Source organism: Streptomyces hundungensis (genome assembly GCF_003627815.1).
Taxonomy (GTDB): Bacteria; Actinomycetota; Actinomycetes; order Streptomycetales; family Streptomycetaceae; genus Streptomyces; species Streptomyces hundungensis_A.
Genome location: NZ_CP032698.1, coordinates 4,535,407 through 4,553,983 on the forward strand (window position 1 = coordinate 4,535,407; position 18,577 = coordinate 4,553,983).

At 71.5% G+C, this 18,577-nt stretch carries 16 protein-coding genes and 1 riboswitch; of the genes, 10 read left to right on the top strand and 6 right to left on the bottom strand.

The features are described from left to right. Positions 1-205 precede the first annotated feature (205 nt). Complete coding sequence (locus DWB77_RS20210; protein WP_120722585.1) at positions 206-427, bottom strand: CbtB domain-containing protein; 222 nt, start codon at positions 425-427, stop codon at positions 206-208. Between the two features lie 36 nt (positions 428-463). Then, positions 464-634: riboswitch (cobalamin riboswitch) on the bottom strand. A 121-nt stretch (positions 635-755) separates the two neighbouring features. On the opposite strand from DWB77_RS20210, the gene DWB77_RS20215 reads away from it, so the two are divergent. The 4 genes from DWB77_RS20215 (at position 756) to DWB77_RS20230 (ending at position 4,578) form a co-directional block, all read left to right on the top strand. Next, positions 756-1,325, top strand: coding sequence for a histidine phosphatase family protein (locus tag DWB77_RS20215; RefSeq protein WP_120722586.1), 570 nt, complete (start codon positions 756-758; stop codon positions 1,323-1,325). 70 nt (positions 1,326-1,395) lie between these two features. Next, on the top strand, positions 1,396-1,959 hold the full coding sequence (locus DWB77_RS38960) for a hypothetical protein (protein WP_246033579.1): 564 nt from the start codon (positions 1,396-1,398) through the stop codon (positions 1,957-1,959). Between the two features lie 235 nt (positions 1,960-2,194). Beyond that, complete coding sequence (locus tag DWB77_RS20225) at positions 2,195-3,652, top strand: Eco57I restriction-modification methylase domain-containing protein (RefSeq protein ID WP_162952574.1); 1,458 nt, start codon at positions 2,195-2,197, stop codon at positions 3,650-3,652. Continuing rightward, positions 3,649-4,578: a BsuBI/PstI family type II restriction endonuclease gene (locus DWB77_RS20230; protein ID WP_120722588.1), complete on the top strand. Its 930-nt coding sequence runs from the start codon at positions 3,649-3,651 to the stop codon at positions 4,576-4,578. The genes DWB77_RS20225 and DWB77_RS20230 overlap by 4 nt, the downstream gene beginning before the upstream one ends. 312 nt (positions 4,579-4,890) lie before the next feature. Here DWB77_RS20230 and DWB77_RS20235 read toward each other — a convergent pair whose 3' ends face one another. Further along, on the bottom strand, positions 4,891-5,796 hold the full coding sequence (locus DWB77_RS20235; RefSeq protein WP_120722589.1) for a COG4705 family protein: 906 nt from the start codon (positions 5,794-5,796) through the stop codon (positions 4,891-4,893). A gap of 302 nt (positions 5,797-6,098) precedes the next feature. Here DWB77_RS20235 and efeU point away from each other — a divergent pair, with 302 nt between their 5' ends. The 6 genes from efeU (at position 6,099) to DWB77_RS20265 (ending at position 13,576) form a co-directional block, all read left to right on the top strand. Continuing rightward, positions 6,099-8,261, top strand: coding sequence for an iron uptake transporter permease EfeU (gene efeU, locus DWB77_RS20240; protein ID WP_120722590.1), 2,163 nt, complete (start codon positions 6,099-6,101; stop codon positions 8,259-8,261). 44 nt (positions 8,262-8,305) lie between these two features. Next, positions 8,306-9,577 carry an iron uptake transporter deferrochelatase/peroxidase subunit gene (gene efeB / locus DWB77_RS20245; protein ID WP_120728009.1) on the top strand — a complete coding sequence of 424 codons (1,272 nt, stop codon included), beginning with the start codon at positions 8,306-8,308 and terminating at the stop codon, positions 9,575-9,577. A 534-nt stretch (positions 9,578-10,111) separates the two neighbouring features. Beyond that, positions 10,112-11,434 (top strand): MGDG synthase family glycosyltransferase, encoded by a 1,323-nt coding sequence (locus tag DWB77_RS20250; RefSeq protein ID WP_174248589.1) that lies wholly within the window; start codon positions 10,112-10,114, stop codon positions 11,432-11,434. After that, complete coding sequence (locus tag DWB77_RS20255; RefSeq protein ID WP_246033580.1) at positions 11,431-12,180, top strand: polysaccharide deacetylase family protein; 750 nt, start codon at positions 11,431-11,433, stop codon at positions 12,178-12,180. The genes DWB77_RS20250 and DWB77_RS20255 overlap by 4 nt, the downstream gene beginning before the upstream one ends. Positions 12,181-12,238: 58 nt before the next feature. Then, complete coding sequence (locus DWB77_RS20260; RefSeq protein ID WP_120722591.1) at positions 12,239-12,622, top strand: BlaI/MecI/CopY family transcriptional regulator; 384 nt, start codon at positions 12,239-12,241, stop codon at positions 12,620-12,622. 3 nt (positions 12,623-12,625) lie between these two features. Beyond that, positions 12,626-13,576 carry a M56 family metallopeptidase gene (locus DWB77_RS20265; protein ID WP_120722592.1) on the top strand — a complete coding sequence of 317 codons (951 nt, stop codon included), beginning with the start codon at positions 12,626-12,628 and terminating at the stop codon, positions 13,574-13,576. A gap of 99 nt (positions 13,577-13,675) precedes the next feature. Here DWB77_RS20265 and DWB77_RS20270 read toward each other — a convergent pair whose 3' ends face one another. The 4 genes from DWB77_RS20270 to DWB77_RS20285 all read right to left on the bottom strand — a co-directional run bounded on the left by DWB77_RS20270 (position 13,676) and on the right by DWB77_RS20285 (position 18,573). Further along, positions 13,676-14,401: a response regulator transcription factor gene (locus DWB77_RS20270; RefSeq protein WP_120722593.1), complete on the bottom strand. Its 726-nt coding sequence runs from the start codon at positions 14,399-14,401 to the stop codon at positions 13,676-13,678. Positions 14,402-14,499: 98 nt separating this feature from the next. Continuing rightward, a complete protein-coding gene (locus DWB77_RS20275) occupies positions 14,500-17,151 on the bottom strand; it encodes an ABC transporter permease (RefSeq protein WP_120722594.1) in 2,652 nt (883 codons plus the stop codon). After that, complete coding sequence (locus DWB77_RS20280; RefSeq protein ID WP_120722595.1) at positions 17,148-17,831, bottom strand: ABC transporter ATP-binding protein; 684 nt, start codon at positions 17,829-17,831, stop codon at positions 17,148-17,150. Before DWB77_RS20280 ends, DWB77_RS20275 begins: the two co-directional genes overlap by 4 nt. Beyond that, positions 17,818-18,573 (bottom strand): ABC transporter ATP-binding protein, encoded by a 756-nt coding sequence (locus DWB77_RS20285; RefSeq protein WP_120722596.1) that lies wholly within the window; start codon positions 18,571-18,573, stop codon positions 17,818-17,820. Before DWB77_RS20285 ends, DWB77_RS20280 begins: the two co-directional genes overlap by 14 nt. Positions 18,574-18,577 lie beyond the last annotated feature (4 nt).

Genomic DNA, 18,577 nt, shown 5'->3' on the forward strand with positions numbered 1-18,577 from the left:
GGTGGCTGTGCCGCGTCAGGGGCGCGGGGAACTGCGCGGCCAGGCACGCACGGTCTGCGGACGGCGTGCGGTCGCCTCGGGTGGTTGTTCCACCGCGGCCCGGTGGGGCTTGTTCGCGCGGTTCCCCGCGCCCCTGGGGAGGCGCGGCGGGTCCGGGCCAGCGGCGGGGGGCGGCCGTCGGCCGGTGGTGGGCGGCCCGGGTGGGTCAGTGGCAGGGGAAACCGAGGAGGTGGCGGCCGTCGTGCAGCCACTCGTGCACGGTGGAGCCGGACAGGAGCGAGGTGGCGCCCTGCTCGGCGCCGACGAAGTAGATCAGGACCAGCATCAGGATGCCGAAGAAGACCGCCCAGGGGGCGATCGCGCCGATCGGCAGCTTGGCGAGTACGGCGGTGGGCGTGCTGGTCGGCTGGGCGACGGACTGCGCCATGGCAGGACCTCCCGGGGGAACTCGCGTCCCATTTGGTGGTGCACACGACGACGGCTACGGGTCTGACTTGCCCGGCGCCCCCCGTCCCCCCGGCGCTCCCGGAGGCGGTGGATCGTGCTGGGCATACAGTGGCGCGACCGTGCCGGAGTCCCACCGGCTTCCGTTCTGCCGTCGTCATCAACGACGAGAAGGTAGCGCGAAGTACGGATCCGGCCAAGGGCGCACGGAGGGGGCGCGAGCGCGCGTCCGCTGACGGGCAGCCGCCAACTACCTTGTCGGCATGGCTAATTGGGGGTGGCTCATTGAGGGTGGCCCATTGGGGAGCGTCATGACATTCCGCTTGGTGTTGGTCTCGCCCGCCTTCAGCCGCTCGCTGCGTGAGGCGCGGTTCGACGACGGCGCGCCGCTGGAGCCCGCCGGGCTCGCCGCGGCCCGGGCGGCGGCGCCGGGGCTGCACGCCGCCGACCGGTACCTGGCCTCCCCGACGGCGCGCTGCCGCGAGACCGCGACCGCGCTCGGCGTGGCCGCGCACGACACCGCCGAGCTGGCCGCGCTGGACGTGGGCCGCTGGCGCGGCCGGACCCTGGCCGAGGTGGGCGCGGCCGAGCCGGAGGCGGTCGGCGCCTGGCTCACCGACCCGGCGGCCGCACCGCACGGCGGCGAACCCGTACGGGCGCTGTGCGCGAGGGCGACCGCGTGGCTGGCGGCTGCCACGGAGGACGCCGGCCGCACCCTCGCGGTCGTGGAGCCCGAGATCGTACGGGCCCTGGTGCTGCGGGCGCTGGACGCGCCGGAGTCGGCGTTCTGGCGCATCGACGTACCCCCACTGACAGCGACCGAACTGACCGGCCGCTCCGGCCGCTGGAACCTTCGCGCGGGGCGGCCGTTGACCCCGTAGGAAGAGGGGAGTTGGGGGGGCAGGGACCTCGCCGTGGAACCGGGCTCGGGCGGCCTGTCACTGTGAGGGCGTGACGGAAATCGAGACGGACGACGGACCCGCGGTGGGAGCCCGCCGTACACGCGGGAACCTGTACGCGTACCGGGTACGGGGTCGCGTACGCAGCGCGGTGGTCCTGTGGGCAGGCGGCCGGGGTGACGAACCCGACCGGGTGTGCACCGCGCCGGACGACGGCCCCGGGCAGGTGCCGGTGTTCGTGACGGTGCGGCAGGCGCGGATGTACGCGCGCCGACGAGGATGGAAGCCGGCCACGCCTGAGGCCGGCACGCTGGAGCTGCGCCGGATCGAGCACTGGCTGGAGGACCCCCGCCGCCGAAAGGCCCCGCCGGGCCCGGTCCTGGACGCGTGGAACTTCTTCGAGGACCTCGCCCGAGGCCTCGAAGCGACCACTGCGCTGCCCCGCCAGGGACCGGTACACGGGAACGCCTACGAGAAGCTGTTCGCGGGCGAGTGCGCCGCGTGGACTCCCGACGAACAACACGCGGTACGGGAGCTCCTCACGGCCGGCGTGGAACTGTGGAACTCGTGCCCGGTAGCCGCCAACCCTCGCTCCGTACGCGCGCGCGGCCGGTGACCCGGGCCGCTCGCACCCGAACCACCCCGCCTCAACTCCCCAAAGGACGCGCGAAAGGCTCCGTCGCGGCCGGAAAGATTCGCGGCAAAACCACCGCCCCGCCCGCGAACTCGGAATTCAAAATAAGAACGCCCGCGATGCGTCCGCGCTTTTCCCGCCGTTGCTACGGGTAGCGGAATCGGTACGCATCTCCACCAAACGACCCGGCGGGACGCCCCGTGAGAGGATCGCGGACGTGAAACTGATCGAGAACACCGAGGCACGGCGGGTGGAGGCGCTCAGTGTCCTTGACCCTCTGACCCAGGCTGCCCTGGGGCAGTTCTTCACCCCTGCACGAGCCGCCGACCTGATCGCCTCGATGCCTCGCCTGGACGCGCTGAGCAACACCGTGCGCATTCTGGACCCCGGCGCCGGCGTCGGCTCGCTGACCGCCGCGCTGGTGACCCGACTGCACGAAGAGCGCCCTGACCTGGACGTCCACGTCGTGGCTGTGGATATCGACCCGCAGGTCATGCCCTACCTGCGGGCCACGCTCGAGGAATGCAGGGCGACCTACGGCACCACGTTCGACCTCGTGCAGGGCGACTACCTCACCGACGATGACGCACTCACCGACGGTGCGTTCGACCTCGTCATCGCCAACCCGCCCTATGCGAAGCTCGCCGCGGGCAGTAGGCAACGTAAGCGCACCGCGCAAGACCTGGTCGATGTCAGCAACACTTACGCGGCGTTCTGGGCCAGGGCCACAGCCGCCCTGGCCCCCGGTGGCCAGATCTCGATCATCGTGCCCCGTTCCTGGGCCAACGGCCCCTACTACCGCGCCTTTCGTCAGTGGATGCTCGACCGCACCAGCCTCGATCTCCTCCACATCTTCGAGAGTCGCAACACAGTCTTCGCCGACACCGGCGTCCTCCAGGAAAACGTCATCGTGAAGGGCACACGGGGCGACCAGGAGTCGCAGGTCGTCCTGTCGGCGTCGGTCGCGCACCACGACGCGCCGCTGCGCCGCACCGTCCCGTTCGACACCGTGGTCCTGCCAGGGGACCGCGAGCGGTTCGTCCGCTTCGACGAGCCTGTCGTGCCGCCGGCCGTCTCGTTCACCTTGGCGGACCTGGGCCTGGGCGTCAGCACGGGCAAGGTCGTCGACTTCCGCAACCGCGAACACCTCACCGAAGACCTCAGCGCCGACGGTGTCGTGCCGATGGTCTATCAGGCCAACGTGCGCGGCGGAAAGATCGAATGGCCACAGCGCCCCGCGAAAAAGCCGCAGGGTTTCTCCCCCGGCACCGAGGCCGCCCGCAAGCTGCTTCTGCCCGAAGGGCACTACGTCGTCATCAAGCGCTTTACCGCGAAGGAGGAGAAGCGGCGCGTGGTCGCGGGCGTCTGTCAGTACGACGGCCCGGTCGCCCTGGACAACAAGACCAACTACCTGCACGAGAAGAAGGGGCCCCTCGACCCTCGACTCGCGCACGGGCTGATGCTCTGGCTGAACTCCTCGACGCTCGACGCGATCTTCCGCACCTTCTCCGGCCACACCCAGGTCAATGCGGGGGACGTCAAGACGCTCCCCTTCCCCTCCCGCGACGACCTGGTGCGCTTGGCGGAGAACGCCCCGGAATGGCTCCCGGAACAGGCCAAGCTCGACGCCCTCGTGGCCGACTTGTTCCCCGCTGTCGTAGGCTCCGCCGAATGATCAGCGACTTAGCAGCATCCGTCGACAACGCCGGCGTCCTCCTGCAAGCCTTCGGCTTCGACAAGGTCCGCCGCAACAGCAGGTCCGCCCTGACGGCCCTCGTGCTGCTCGGACTGGAGCCCGGCGAGCCGTGGAACACGGCGACCAACCCGCGTCTCGGCGTCACGGTAGTCATGGGCCTCATCGCGGAGAGATGGGGCAAGGAGTACGCCCCGAACACGCGCGAGACCTTCCGCAAGCAGACGCTCCACCAGTTCGTCGACGCGGGGTTCGCCGAGCACAACTCCGATGCTCCCGAGGGGCGTACGGTCAACTCCCCCAAAAACAACTACCGGATCGCTCCCGCGGCTCTGTCCGTAGTGCGTCTCTACGGCACCCGTGGGTTCCAGGACGCCCTCGACGCCTGGGTGGCCGAAGCTCCCACCCAGCAGGCCGCCTACAAGGCCACCCGCGAGATGCAGATGCTCCCGGTCACGCTGCCCGACGGTTCTGTGTTCCGCCTCTCTCCCGGCGGTCAGAACCCCCTGATCCGGGACATGATCGAGGAGTTCTGTCCTCGCTTCGTCCCCGGCGGGCAGGTGCTCTACCTGGGGGACGCCAAGGATCACCGCTACGACATCCGCCAGGACGACGTCTTCGCACGGCTCGGGCTGGCCTTCGACGAGCACGGCAAGAACCCGGATCTCGTGGTCCACGACGAGCGGGGCGGCCGGCTCTTCCTCGTGGAGGCCGTCACTTCGCACGGACCGATCGACTTCGGACGGCGTGAGCACCTGAAGAGGCTCTTCGCGACGGACAAGGCGGGGCTGGTGTTCGTGAACTGCTTCCCGGACCGCGCAACGATGCGCAAGTGGCTGCCCGACCTCGCATGGGAGACCGAAGCCTGGGTGGCTGACGCGCCCGACCACCTGATCCGCTTCACCTGATCCACCGGACCGGCTCGCGCACGCCCGAAATTCGCCTCAGCAACAAACAAACCCCAGGTCGCCGACCTGGGGTTTCGTAGTGGAGCGAGTGACGGGAATCGAACCCGCGCTCTAAGCTTGGGAATCATGTGGGGCTCCAGCAGCTAAATGGCGTCTGACCTGCGTAAACAGAGTCCACGAGGTGGGTTCAGGGTAGTGGCACGGCACCCCTTGTGACCGCTGTTCACCGCCCCGAATGGCATGTAGTGGCACGAGGGTGCACCCGAGCCTTCTGAGTAGGGGGCGCGTGCTGCTTTGGGCGCTCTGCCGTGGTCAGAACTGTGTCGGGGTCGGTTCTCGGGCCGAATCGCCGGACGATGGGGTGGCGTTGGGGCGCTGGGGCGGGCCGGTACGCCGGTCGTTCGGCGCCGGGTGGGGAGCCGGAGGATGCCGGTGGACCTGCCGGATCTGGCAGGCGACCAACGCGGTCAGCGAGCCGAGCAACGCCACCGATCCCCACAGGGTGCCCCAGCCGAGGCCGCCCTGGGAGGTCGGCTTGGTCAGTGAGTCGCCGCCCGCGGCACCCAGCGGCCTGGTCAGGATGAAGGCGAGCCAGAACAGCACGATCCGGTTGGCGGAGGTGAACCGGTAGGCCGCGAAGATCAGCAGCATGATCGCTGCGATCAAGAGGAAGGCGTTGCGGAATCCCAGCCCGGTGTCGTCGGCCAGCCAGTCACCGCTGGAGGTGCCCAGGGTGTTGGAGACGAGGATGGCGATCCAGTACAGGATCTCCCCTGAGCGGCCGGTGATGTTCTCGACGTCGAGGGTCTGCCCGGTGCGCCACCACATCGCGAACACCCCGGCGAGCAGGCCGGTGAGCAGGATCGTGCCCCAGGCATAGCCGATGCCGTCAGGGGCGCTGCCGTGCCCGAAACCGCGGTTGAGGAAGTCGGAGATCTCCGTGCCGACCATGCTGGTGCCCAGCACGACGGACCAGTACAGCGCCGGGTGGAAGCCGGCGGCGCGCACCTGGGCGGTGACCACTGCGGCGAAGAAGGCGAGGAAGAGTGCGGCGGTGGTGGCGTAGCCGAGGCCGAAGGTGATGCCGAGAAGGTCGCCGGAGGTCTCGCCCAGGGTGACTGCCACCGACTTCAGCAGCCAGAACAGCAGCGTCACTTGGGGCAGTTTGCGAAGGGCGGGGTCGGAGACGGACGATCCCGGTCGGGTGAGGGATTTCATCACCGGCGAGTGTAGGGACGCCCAGCCTCCGTGCTTCCCCGTCCTGGGGCAATGCCCCGAAGGCCACTCGGACGAGGCGGGCGGTGGTCAAGCGTTCCCTTCAGCGGCCGGCCGTACTGCGGTCCACCACCGCTGACTGCTGGCGGCCGGGCTGCTCCCGTGCCGGCCATGGGCGTCGAGGCTGCGGGCTGACCGCCGTGGACTGTTTGACTACACCTCTGTAGACGACTCGCGTGGCCTCCGAGTAAGGTATGCCTTCGCTAACTGAGGCGAGCGCCTACGCGGGGCTGGGAGAGAACGGCATGTGGGACGACGCGTTTCCGAGCTTCTTGATCGGGCTGAGGGAGGGGCTTGAGGCGGGACTGATCGTCTCGATCCTGGTCGCCACACTGGTGCGCGCCGAGGCCAAGTCCCGCCTGCCCCAGGTGTGGACCGGCGTGCTCGCGGCGGTCGCGCTGGCCATGAGCTTCGGGGCGGTACTCACCTTCTCGGCCGCCAGCATGTCAGGGACCGCCCAGGAGGCGTTCGGCGGCACCCTCAGCGTGGTCGCCGTCGCCTTCGTCACGGCGATGGTCTTCTGGATGCGCCGCTCAGCGCGCAGCCTCTCCGGCGAGATCAAGGAGAAGGTCACCGGAGCGCTGGCCATGGGCGCGGGCATGCTCGTCGTCACCTCGTTCCTCGCGGTGGGCCGTGAGGGCCTGGAGACCGCTCTGTTCCTGTGGACCACGGCCCGCGCGGCCGGCGAGTCCTCGGGTCCGATGCTCGGCGCCGGGATCGGCATCGTCCTCGCCGCCGGCCTCTGCTGGGGCCTGTACCGCCGGGTGCTGAAGATCAACCTCACCAAGTTCTTCACCGCCACCGGCGCCGTCCTCATCGTCATCGCCGCCGGAGTGCTCGGCTACGGCCTGCGTGACCTCCAGGAGGGCGGGGTACTGCCCGGCAAGTCCGCGTACGCCGTCGACCTGAGCCAGAGCATCGACCCGGCCGCCTGGTACAGCACCCTCGTCCAAGGTGTGTTCAACCTGACGCCGACCATGACCTGGCTCCAGGTCATCGCCTACGTCGGCTATCTCGCCATCGTGATGACGCTGTTCGTACGAGGCGTGCGGACGGCGGCCGAGCGGCCCGCCAGGCAGAACAACCCCGCGAAGTCCGCCGAGCCGGCGAGGCCGGTCGAGGTCGCAGGGTCCGCCGAGCCGGCGAGTCCGGCCAAGGTCGCGGGGTCCGCCGAGCCAGTCGCTGGAGCCGGACCCGCGAAGGCTCCCGCCCCTGAAGCCGACACCGCCGGGCCCGGGGCTCCCACGCGGCGCCGGCCCGCCTGGGCAGTACCGGTCGCCGTGGTGGCCGTCCCCGCCGTCGTCGCCGGCGCCGTCGTGGCCCTCAGCGGGTCCAAGCCCGCCGACGCCCAGACCGTCGCGGTCTCTGAGAAGGAGTGCGGCAAGGGATTCAGCGCGCCCAAGCCCGGTCGCCAGACCTTCCAGATGCACAACACCGGCGACAAGGCATCCGAGGTTTACCTCATCGACCCGGCGAGCAACGCGGTGTACGGCGAGATCGAGGGCCTGGCCCCCGGCACCACCCGGGACCTCGTCGCCACCGTCGCGGGCGGCTCGTACGCCTGGCGCTGTGTGCCCACCGGCGGCAAAGCCGTCACCTCCGCCGCCGTACGCGTCAGCGGCGGCGGCGAGGCCAAGGCGGTCGTGCCGGTCTCCGAGGCCGACCTGGCCACGCCCCTCACCTCGTACAAGCAGTACGTGAACCAGGGTCTGACCACCCTGGTCGCCCAGACCAAGCAGCTGAGCGACGACATCGCGGGCGGCGACCTGGACGCCGCGCGCACCGACTGGCTCACCGCCCACCGCACCTACGCCTCGCTCGGCGCCGCCTACGGCACCTTCCAGGACTTCGACAAAAAGATCAACGGACGCACCGCGGGCCTCCCGGACGGTGTGAACGACAAGGGCTTCACGGGTTTCCACCGCGTCGAGTACGGCCTGTGGCACGGCCAGTCGGCGGGCGACCTCGCCGCTCCCGCGGCGCGCCTCGCCGAGGACGCGGCCGGTCTCCAAAAGGCGTTCCCCACCCAGGACTTCGCCCCGGGTGATCTCCCGCTGCGCACCCACGAGATCCTGGAGAACACCCTTCAGTTCGAGCTGACCGGCGACGCCGACCAGGGCAGCGGGACCATGCTCGCCACCGCCGACGCCAATCTCGCCGGCACGCGCGAACTCCTCGGTGTCCTGCGCCCGCTGCTCGCCTCCCGCGACGCCGGGCTCGTGCCGAGGATCGACGGCGACATCGACCGCGTACAGAAGCTGCTCGACGCCGCGCACCACGACCAGAGCTGGACCCCGGTCGGTCAACTGGGGGCCGCCGCGCGCGCCCGGCTCAACGGCGCGACCGGGCAGCTCCTCGAAGACCTGGCCCCGGTGCCGGACCTCCTGGAGATCCGGAAGTCCGCCTGATGCACGCCGAACCACGCCCCGCACGCCTGGAAGGGAACCCCGACATGCCCGCCCAAACCTCCGCCCCGCAAGGCGGTTGCCCCGCCGGACGGCGCTCGTTCGTCAAGACGGCCCTGGGCGCGGGCGCGGCCGGCGCCGTCCTGGCCGGCGGGGGATTCGCGCTCAGCGGGAACGGTATGACTCCGGCACGCGCGGACAGCGCCGCTGACAGCGGCAAGGTGCCCTTCCACGGCGCCCACCAGGCCGGCATCCTCACCCCGCAGCCCGCGGCGGCCACTTTCGTCTCCCTCGACGTCATCGCCGACAGCCGCAAGGACCTCGCCGACCTGCTGCGCACGATCACCGAACGGGCGCGCTACCTGACCGCGGGCGGTGCACCCGCCGATCTCGGCGTCGGCGCCCCGCCGTCCGACAACGGCATCCTCGGCCCGGTGGTCCCCGCCGACGAACTGACCGTCACGGTCGGGGTCGGCGCCTCGCTCTTCGATGACCGGTACGGGCTCGCCAAGGCCAAGCCTGCGCGCCTCACACCCATGCGGACCTTCCCCAACGACAACCTGTCGGCCGCCGAATGTCACGGCGACCTCTCGTTGCAGATCTGCGCGGCCCGTCAGGACGTGGTCCTGCACGCGCTGCGTGACATAGCCCGGCACACCCGCGGCGCCATGCAGATCAAGTGGCGCATCGACGGCTTCCAGAACACGCCCCGGCCCGCCGGCGCTCCGCGCAACCTGCTCGGCTTCAAGGACGGCATCGCCAATCCGGACGTGAAGTCCACGCGGGAGACCGACCGGCTGATATGGGTCGGCGATTCTCTGGGCGAGCCGTCCTGGGCGGTCGGCGGCAGCTACCAGGTCATCCGTGTCATTCGCATGCTCGTCGAGTTCTGGGACAGGGTCTCGCTCACCGAGCAGGAGAAGATGTTCGGCCGCCGCAAGGACACCGGCGCCCCGCTCGACGGCGCGGCCGAGAGCGACATTCCCAACTACGCCAAGGACCCGCACGGCAACGCGATCCCGCTGGACGCGCACATACGCCTCGCCAACCCCAGGACCGCACAGAGCGACAACTCCCGGATCCTGCGCCGAGGTTACAACTACGACCGGGGTGTTGACAGCGTCGGCAACCTCGACATGGGTCTGGTCTTCTGCTCCTACCAGCAGGACGTCAAGCGGCAGTTCGAAGCGACCCAGGAACGCCTCATCGACGAACCCCTCGCCGATTACATCTCCCCGACCGGTGGCGGCTACTTCTATGCGCTGCCGGGCGCCGAGGATCCCTCCGACTGGCTGGGCCGGGGCCTCCTCGCGGCCTGAACCGCGCCCCCTGCGGTGGCTGCCGCGTGGGGCCGTCCGGTCGCGTACGCGCGCCTCGGGTGAGCCGCGTCGAGACCCGTCCACGGCTTCGACGAACAGCGCCAGGCTCGCGACAGAGCAACATGCGCAGCGCCACGATCACGGCGATCCATCAGGGCCGCCACTCCGGCGGCCCTTCGCCCCGTACCCCCGCCGCGCAGGGCTGCCTTAACGCCCCTCTCGCCCGATAGCCGCAGACCCTCGCCGCGTGCGCGCCGAGCCGGCTTCCGCGCCGGACACAGCGAGACGCGCGTGGCCTGCGTCAGCCAACGCGCGACGCGCCGGGCGGCAGCGGAGACGGCGATGTGCGACCAGCACAACCAACATTCGCCGCAGCCCGGTCGGCCTCCCTTTTCGGGCGGGCCTGGCTGCCCGCTCACCCCCACTCCTGAACCTCTACATCGTGTAGTAGATTCCCGGAGCAGCCGCACCCGGCCGGTTCTCCCGACATGCGGGGCGGGCTGCTCCGCGTGCCCTTCAGGAGGCTGATCGCCTGTGTCCCGTCGTGCCGTCCCGGGTGACGCCCGGCCCGCCTGCCCCATCCGCCCCGCCGGGCCCCACCGGGTCACCATCGTGTCCGCCGGGGTCGGCGCGGGGCACGACGGTGCCGCCGACGCGCTCGGCGCGCAGTTGGAGGAGGCCGGTTTCCAGGTGGACCGGCACGACTTCCTCGATCTGCTGCCGGCCCGGCTCGGCCGGGTCCTGTCCGGTACCTACCACCGGCTGTTGACCGCCGCGCCCTCCGGCTATCAGCGGATCTACGCCGCCACCGAACGCTCCGGCTCACCCGGGCCGGTCGTCCGCGCTCTGTTCCGCAGCGCCGAGCGCCGCATGCTCCGGGCGATCGGGCCGCGGTCACGAGCGGTCGTATCCACGTACCCGGGCGCGAGCCAGGTGCTCGGCGCGCTGCGGCGCAGCGGACGCCTGGGCATCCCCGCGCTCACCTACCTCACCGACTTCTCCGTGCACCCGCTGTGGGTAGCCCCCGGGATCGACGCGCACCTCGCGGCCCATCCCGTTCCGGCCGCGCAGGCCGGGGCGCTGGGCGCGGCCCGCGTCCTGGTGACCGGGCCGGTGACGGCCGCACGGTTCGCCGCGGTCACGGAGCCGGATCGGTGGGCCGCTCGCGACGATTTCGGACTGCCGCATGATGTCCCGCTCGCTCTGCTGGTCGCCGGGTCCTGGGGGGTGGGTCCGGTGCGGGAGTCCGCCGCGGAGATACGGGACAGCGGTGTTGGTGAACCGGTCGTCGTCTGCGGGCGCAACACGGCGCTTGCCGAGCAGTTGCGCGCCGACGGGTTCCGGTACGTGCACGAGTGGGTGCGGGACATGCCGCTGTTGATGCGCGCCTGCGACGTCCTGGTGCAGAACGCGGGGGGCCTCACCTCGGTCGAGGCGTTCGCCAGTGGGCTGCCCGTCGCCAGCTATCGGTGCATACCGGGCCATGGCCAGACCAACGCCGCCGCTCTCGACGAGGCGGGGCTCGCCGCCTGGATACGAGAACCGGGAGACCTCGCCTCCGTACTCACCGGTCTCCTCGGGGGGCCGCTCGGTGAACGCCAGCGCGCCGCCGGTCTCGCGCTGTTCTCGTCGGGCGCCTCTCCGGTCGCCGCCATCACCGCGGTGGCCACTCCAACCGAGATTCCGGTTGCGGCCCGGCGTCCCCAACTGACGCGACGTAGAACGAAGTTGGCGGCCACCGCGCTCGCTGCCGCTGTCTCGCTCGGGATCGCAGCCCCGCTGGCCCATGCCTACGAGTCCGATCCCGGGCGCCTGTCCACGGCAGCCCACCGTCTCATCGAGAGGTACGAACTGTGAGCTCCCGTGCCGCCAAGGCCGCCCTGCTCGCCGCGACCGGGGCGCTGCCCGCCCTCGCCGCCGTGCACGCGGCGCCCGCCGTGTCCGCCCTCGGTCCGCTGCGCACACGCACGATGCCCCGGCTCTCGGGGCGGGGCCGCCCCGACCACATCGCGCTGACCTTCGACGACGGGCCCGACCACCTCTCCACCCCGCACTTCCTGCGCCTCCTGGACCGCGAAGGAGTGCGCGCGACGTTCTTCCTGCTCGGCTCGATGCTGGCCCGCTCGCCCGGGCTCGGCAAGGAAATGGTGGCCGCCGGGCACGAGATCGGCGTGCACGGCTGGGCGCACCGCCCGCTGGTCCTGCGCGGCCCCCGCACCACCCGTGACGACATCGCCCGGGCCTACGACCTGATCTGGGATGTCACCGGCGGGCCACCCCGCCTTTTCCGGCCGCCGTACGGGGTGATGAGCACCAGTGCTCATCTGGCGTGCCGGGGACTCGGGCTCACGCCCGTGCTGTGGACGGCCTGGGGTGAGGACTGGCGCCGCCGGGCCACGGCCCGCTCGGTGCACGACACGGTGATGGGCTCGCTGCGCGGCGGCGGCACGGTCCTGCTCCACGACTCCGACTGCACCTCCGCCACCGGTTCATGGCGCACCACACTGGCCGCGCTGCCCGCGCTCCTGGACACCTGGCGCGGCCGCGGCTGGCAGACCGGCCCGCTGCGCGACCACGGCTGCGACCGGCTCTACTGCGCGTAGTAGCTTGGAATCCGCCCGGTGACCTCCGGGCTCCCACAGCGACGGCAGGAGTACGGGCGTGACGGACGACGGCGCCGCAACGGCCGGGCGGCGGGCGCCCGGTGAGCTGGAGAACGAGGTGCTCGCCGCGCTGTGGGCGGCGGGCGCGCCCGCCGCGGCCGCCGCCGTCCGCGAGCAGGTGGCCGGCGACCCCGCGCACACCACCGTCCTGACCATCCTGTCCCGGCTCTACGACAAGGGCCTGGTCACCCGCGAGCGGGCCGGGCGCGGCTACCTCTACTCCCCCGTACGGGACGAGGCGGGGCACACCGCCGCCGGAATGCGGGCGCTGCTGGAAAGAGGCGGCGACCGGGCCGCGGTACTCGCCCGGTTCGTGTCCGAGCTCGGCACCGAGGACGAAGAGATCCTTGAGCAGTTGCTGCGCGGGCACAAGGAGGGCTGAGCGGTGCGCGTCGCTCTCTTCACTCCCCTCGCGGTCAGTGCGGTGCTCGCCCTGGTGGCACCCTGGGCCGGCGGCCGGCTGCCGCCGCGCATGGCGGCCTGGCTGTTGACGCTCGCCTCGCTGGTCGCGGCCCTCGGCACGGCGACCGCGCTGGGCATGGCGGCCTTCACCCTCATCGGGCAGATCCCGGCCGTGGCGGCGGAAGGCAAGTGGTCGCCGGGCGTGCTTGCCGCGCAGGCTCCGGTCAACTGGCTGGTCGCCACTGGCTGCGCGTTCGTCCTCGCCGGGTGTGTGGGCGCGCTCGCGGTCAGCGCCCGGCGGCAGACCGCGGTGTGGCTGACGGCCCGCCGGGAGTGCCGGGCGCTTCCAACCGGCGGCGATCTGGCGGTGGTTGACGATCCGGTGCCGCAGGCGTTCGCGCTGCCCGGCTCGCCCGGCCGTGTCGTCGTGTCATCAGGGATGCTGCGGGCGCTGTCCGCCGACGAGCGCACCGCGCTGCTCGCGCATGAGCGGGCCCACCTGCACCACCGCCACCATGTGTTCCTGCTGGTGCTGCGCCTCGCATCGGCGCTCAACCCGCTGCTGCGGTCCGTCGCCCGGGCAGGGAGCTTCGCGGTGGAACGCTGGGCGGACGAGGAGGCGGGCACGTTGGTGGGCGACCGGCCCCTGGTGGCGCGGGCGGTCGCCCGTGCGGCGCTGGCGGGCAAGCGGGCCCCGCGGCACTCGCTCGCGGCGACCGGCGGCCCGGTGCCGCAGCGCGTCCGGGCACTGCTCGCTCCGCCGACGCCGCTGCGCCGCGACCTGGTCGTGGCACACGCGCTGCTCATGCTGATCTGCTGCTTCAGCCTGGCCCTGTCAGCCGACGACATGGACGAGCTCTTCGACACCGCCTCGCCCGGCCACCTGCACACGGCGGCCGGGCAGGCCCACCACCACCGCCACGAGCGTCAGTAGGCGGCGCTGACCAGGGTGTACGTGGTGATGTCGGCAGACGTTCTTGTCACCGCAAGCCCACCTCTTCCTGCTGGGCGCCCTCCCCACGGACTCCCGGATTCAGCACTCCAGGCGGTAGCCATGACCCCTGAGCGTGGTGATGCGGGGCAGGTCGGCCGGGCGGGAGGCTGTCCGGGCGGCTTCGGTGAGGCGGCGGCGCACGCTGGCCATGGTGACGTCGAGCGTTTTGGTGGAGCCGAACCAGTTCTCGTCCCAGACCTGGGCCATCAAGGTCTCGCGGGAGACGGCTTGCCCTGTGTGGCGCCCGAGAACGGCTAGCAGTTCGAACTCCTTCGGGCGGAGGGGGACATCGATGCCGTGCAGGGTGCAGCGGCGGGCCGCGGTATCGACGACGAGGTCGCCGAGGTGGAGCGGCGGCGCGTGCGTGGTGGGGGTGTGGCGGCGCAGGTGGGCGCGGAGCCGGGCGAGCAGGACGGTCAGGCTGAAGGGTTTGACGAGGTAGTCGTCGGCTCCGGCGTCCAGGCCCGCGATGATGTCGATGTCGTCAGTACGTGCGGTGAGGATGATGATCAGCAGGTCGGGCCGCTCGGCGCGGAGGGTGCGGGCGATGTCCAGGCCGTCGGCGTCGGGCAGTCCGAGGTCCAGGAGCAGGGCGTCGTAGGGAGCGCGGGCGGTTTCGGCGAGGGCGCCAGCGCCAGTGCGGCTCCAATGGGATGTGTAGCCGTTGCTGCGCAGGCCGATTTCCAGATGGCGGCCGATGGTGTCGTCGTCATCGACGACAAGGACGCGGGGGCTGTCGTACTCCGGCGTGGCGGGCGGGCGCATGCCCGGCAGAGTAGTACTGCGCTGAGTAAGTTCCGCCGATGGCCACGGGGTGGTGAGGTCGGCCGACAGAAAGACGTTCGGTCGGCTGCGTGGCACAGTCACAGGTCTCGGAGTTCCTCTACGGCGGGGCGTTTGGCCCGCCGGATGCCGTTCAACGCTGCGGCGAGGACGGCTGCCAGCGCGGCTGCCGCGGTGAGCACCAGGTAGGAGGCGGGGACGGCGAGGCTCGCGGGCGGTGGGTCGAAGACGCCGGTGAGTACCTTGACCAGCATTTCGGACAGGACCCAGCCGATCAGTGCGCCTCCCGTCAGGCCGCCGGTGATCAGGAGCAGGGCTTCGGTGAGGACCATGCCGCGCAGTTGGGCCTTCTTCGCGCCGAGCACGGTGGCGATGGCGAAGGTGCGGCGGCGTTCGGCGAGGCCGAGGGCAAGGACGAGTCCTCCCGCTCCGGCGGCCAGCAGCACGGCGAAGACGAGCTCGATACGGGTCAGGCCGGCCAGGTCCACCGAGGTGAGGCTGGTGCCCACGGTGCCGCGGGTCTGGGTGAGGTCGGTGACGCCGGCGCCGGCACCGAGCTGGTGGCTGAGCTGTGTGGCGATCTGCCTTTGGCGGGTGCCGCCGGTGTCGAGGAGGAACGCACCGACGGCGTCGCTGCCGGTGGATTTGGCGATGTAGGACGCGTTGGCGACGAAGAAGCTGTCCTTGGGCGCGGTGGGGAACTCCTTGACGATGCCGGCGTAGTGGAAGGGGACGGTGTGCAGCGTCTTGGTCCGGGAGTCCTGGATCCGCAGGTTGACCGTGTCCCCGGGCGAGAGCTGGAAGTCGTTGGCGGTCTCATTGCTGACCAGCAGGTTGTCGGGGCGTTGGGCTAGCTGGTGCATGAGCTGGCCTGCGGTGCCGCCCGAGAAATAGGCGTCCTGCAATGAGGTGGCCTGCGTGATGGTGTCCGGGCGGACGCCGTAGAGGTCTTGGAGGTCGGAGCCGACGTAGGCGAAACGGTGCTGAAGCGGCTCGATGTGCCGCACGCCCGCGATTTTCAGGGCGCCGGCGGCGTTCGGCGGGAGATGTGCGCCCGGTGGTTCGGTGACGGTGACGTCGGCGCCGTTGGTCAGCCGGGCATCGACCTCGGCCTGCTGGTGGTAGGTGGAGTTGAAGACGGCCGTCGACACGGCGAAGGACACGGCGAGCGCGAGGAGGACCACCGAGCGCGCGAGAGGTCGTCGGCGCCTGGAGAGGACTGCGGCGGTGGTCCCCGCGAGGGGCCCGGTCAGAGGACGGGCCAGCCGGGCCAGCACGCCGCGTCCGTGGGTGAGGGCGAGGAGGGTCAGGCGCCACAGCAGCAGGGCGGCGCCGATCCACAGGAGGGCCGGGCCGAGGAAGGCCCAGTACGCCACCGAGATGCTGGGGACACCCTCGGGGGCCAGGACAAGGGCGTACTGATTCCCGGACGAGGCACGGAAGATCAGCCAGGAGCCCGCCAGCAGCAGGAAGTCCAGGCCGTACCGCATCCACCAGGAGGCGCGGGTGCTGCGGGCCCCCGCCTCCTTGCGGGTGTCGGACACCGTGAGCGTGCGCAGGTCGCGCAGGGCGGGGATGAGGACGGCGCCGGCGGCGACGGCGGCACCGAGCACGAACGCGACGGGGTACCAGACGGCCCAGGTGCTCGCGCCCGCTCCGAAGGAGGCGGCACCGAACGCGAGGCGGCCGGTCAGTGCGGCGATGCCCAGCCCGGCCAGGCCGCCGAAGAGACCGATCAGCACGGCTTCAAGCCCTGCGAGAGCAGCGATCTGGCCGGGCCGCAGGCCACGCAGTCGCAGCAGGCCCTGCTCCTGGCGGCGCCGCTCGCCCCCGGCGGAGGCGACCGCGGCGGTCAGGGAAGCGGCCAGGACGGCGCCGGGGGCGCCGAGGAAGAGGAAGAGGATCTGGGCGTACAGGGCGTCCTGGCGGGCGGAGTCGAGCGCCGCGCCCACGTTGTTGCCGACGAGCGCGGCCCCGGATGAACGGGCTTCCAGGTTGTGCGCGGCACCGGTGACCGTGGTGAACGCGGCGGCCGGATCGGACGGCAGCCGGCTGTCGTCGCGGGCGACGTGGATCTGTGTGGTGACGCCGGTGACGCCCCGGGTGAGGGAGGCGAACTGTGTCGCGGGCAGCAGCACGACGTTGTCCGGGGGCGCGGTCGGCTGCGACTGGCTGGGTGCGCCGACCGTCTGGAAGAGCGAGTCGGCCTGGGGCAGGTCGATCACACCGTCGACCTTCACCTGGCGCAGGCCGGTGCCGGGGAGGCGGACGCCGATCGTGTCGCCGGGGGCGGCGTGCAGATTGGACGCGGTCTGCTGGGCCAGCAGGACGCCGTCGGAGGAGCCGGAAAGGGTGCGGATCTCGCCAGGGAATTGGCTGCGATAGCCGTCGGGCAGGCCAAGTGCCATACCCGGGCCGGTGGTCTGGGTGCTGCTTTGCATGCTCGCGGTGAAGGCAGTGGTGTGGGCGAAGCTGACCGGCAGCGCGGCATGGGTCCCGGGCGTCTTGCGGATGAGTGACAGCCCCGTGTTCGTATCGGCGCCGGGCTGGAGTTGGACCTGCCAGTCGACGGCGACCGAGTGCACGGCCCGCTGCGTCATGGTCGCCTTCGACGCCGTCAGGAACGATCCGAGGGCGGCGACGAGCGCGACCGCGAGGGCGATCCCGGCCAGTGCCGCCAGCAGCCGGCCGGCCCGGTGACGGGCCAGTCCACGCGTCCACGCGGTGATCACGGTGTCTCCTCGGGTGTGAGCAGGCGTCCGGCGCGCATGCTGCGCCGGACGGTGAGCCGGGCGGCGACGGCCGGGTCATGGGTGGTGACCACGAGGGCCGCGCCCGTGTGGTCGGCGGCCGTCAGCAGCGCGTCCAGGACACGGGCGCCGGTGGCGTGGTCGAGTCGCCCGGTGGGCTCGTCGGCGAGAATCAGCCGGGGGGCCTGGGCCAGGACCCGGGCAGCTGCCGCACGCTGGGCCTGTCCGCCGGAGATCTCCTCGGGCAGCCGCTCTGCGAGGTCGACGACGCCCACCCGGTCCAGTGCCGCGCGGGCAGCCTCCTGCGCTTCGGTCTCGGTCCGGCCGGCGAGGACGAGCGGCAGGCAGGCGTTCTCCAGCACGCTCAGGGCGGGAATGAGGCTGTCGCCCTGGAAGACCAGGCCGATGTCGTACGCGCCCAGCGACCCAGTCCAGGTCACGTCCCCGCTGATGGGCCGTTCGAGCCCGGCCAGCAGATACAGGAGCGAACTCTTGCCCGACCCGGACGGGCCGACGACCGCGAGCCGGTCACCGGCCCGGATCTTCAGGTTCGCCCCGTGCACGGCCACCACGGCCTGGGCACCCCGGCCGAAGGCAAGGGCAGCGTCCCGGCACGTCACGAGCGTCTCCGAACAGGTCGCGAGCGTCTCATCCGCGGACATGGCCCTGCTCCTGCCGCTCCGGACGGATATCCGCTGTGGACGTGCTGCCGGTTCTTCCGTCCGTCAGCGTGATCACCCGGTCGGCGATCCGTACCGCCTCGGCGCTGTGCGTGACGATCAGTACCGCGCAGTCGTCCGCTGCCCTGTCGCGCAGCATCGTGAGCACCAACTGCTCTGTGCCGCCGTCCAGTTCCCCGGTCGGCTCATCGGCCAGCAGAACGGCGGGCGTGTTGGCCAGGGCGACAGCGAGCCCGGCCCGCGCCACCTCACCGCCGGACAGCTGCCGGGGCAGGGCGTGCGCCCGTGCGGGAAGCCCGACCTGCCCCAGAAGCTCCTGCCAGGGGATGGCCGGCCGACGCCCCGAGGCATGCTGGGCCAGCAGGATGTTGTCGCGCACGCTCAGGTGCGGGAGCAGGTTGCGGGCTTGCAGCAGCACGCCGATGTGGCGGGCGCGCAGCCGGGCCCGCTCGGTCTCCGGGCGGTGGCTGATCCGCACCCCGTTTACGTGGACTTCGCCGCCCGAGGGTTCGTCAAGCCCGGCCAGGCAGGACAGCAGCGTCGACTTGCCCGACCCGGAGGGGCCGACGACCGCGACGGTCTCCCCGCGCCCGACACTGAGGCTGACGCCGCGCAAAGCGAGTGTCTCCTCCTCGCCGGCCCGGTAGAAGCGGTACAGCTCGCGCGCGGTCAGCACCTCCTCCCCCGGAAAGGGAGCGCGGACCGCATCGGGGACGGAGGACATCCTC

Bases quoted from the DNA above. Each gene is read 5' to 3' on its own strand.
- DWB77_RS20270 (WP_120722593.1), bottom strand. From the start codon at position 14,401: ATGCGCCCGCCCGCCACGCCGGAGTACGACAGCCCCCGCGTCCTTGTC.
- efeU (WP_120722590.1), top strand. From the start codon at position 6,099: ATGTGGGACGACGCGTTTCCGAGCTTCTTGATCGGGCTGAGGGAGGGG.
- DWB77_RS20280 (WP_120722595.1), bottom strand. From the start codon at position 17,831: ATGTCCGCGGATGAGACGCTCGCGACCTGTTCGGAGACGCTCGTGACG.
- efeB (WP_120728009.1), top strand. From the start codon at position 8,306: ATGCCCGCCCAAACCTCCGCCCCGCAAGGCGGTTGCCCCGCCGGACGG.
- DWB77_RS20215 (WP_120722586.1), top strand. From the start codon at position 756: ATGACATTCCGCTTGGTGTTGGTCTCGCCCGCCTTCAGCCGCTCGCTG.
- DWB77_RS20210 (WP_120722585.1), bottom strand. From the start codon at position 427: ATGGCGCAGTCCGTCGCCCAGCCGACCAGCACGCCCACCGCCGTACTC.
- DWB77_RS20285 (WP_120722596.1), bottom strand. From the start codon at position 18,573: ATGTCCTCCGTCCCCGATGCGGTCCGCGCTCCCTTTCCGGGGGAGGAG.
- DWB77_RS20230 (WP_120722588.1), top strand. From the start codon at position 3,649: ATGATCAGCGACTTAGCAGCATCCGTCGACAACGCCGGCGTCCTCCTG.
- DWB77_RS20235 (WP_120722589.1), bottom strand. From the start codon at position 5,796: ATGAAATCCCTCACCCGACCGGGATCGTCCGTCTCCGACCCCGCCCTT.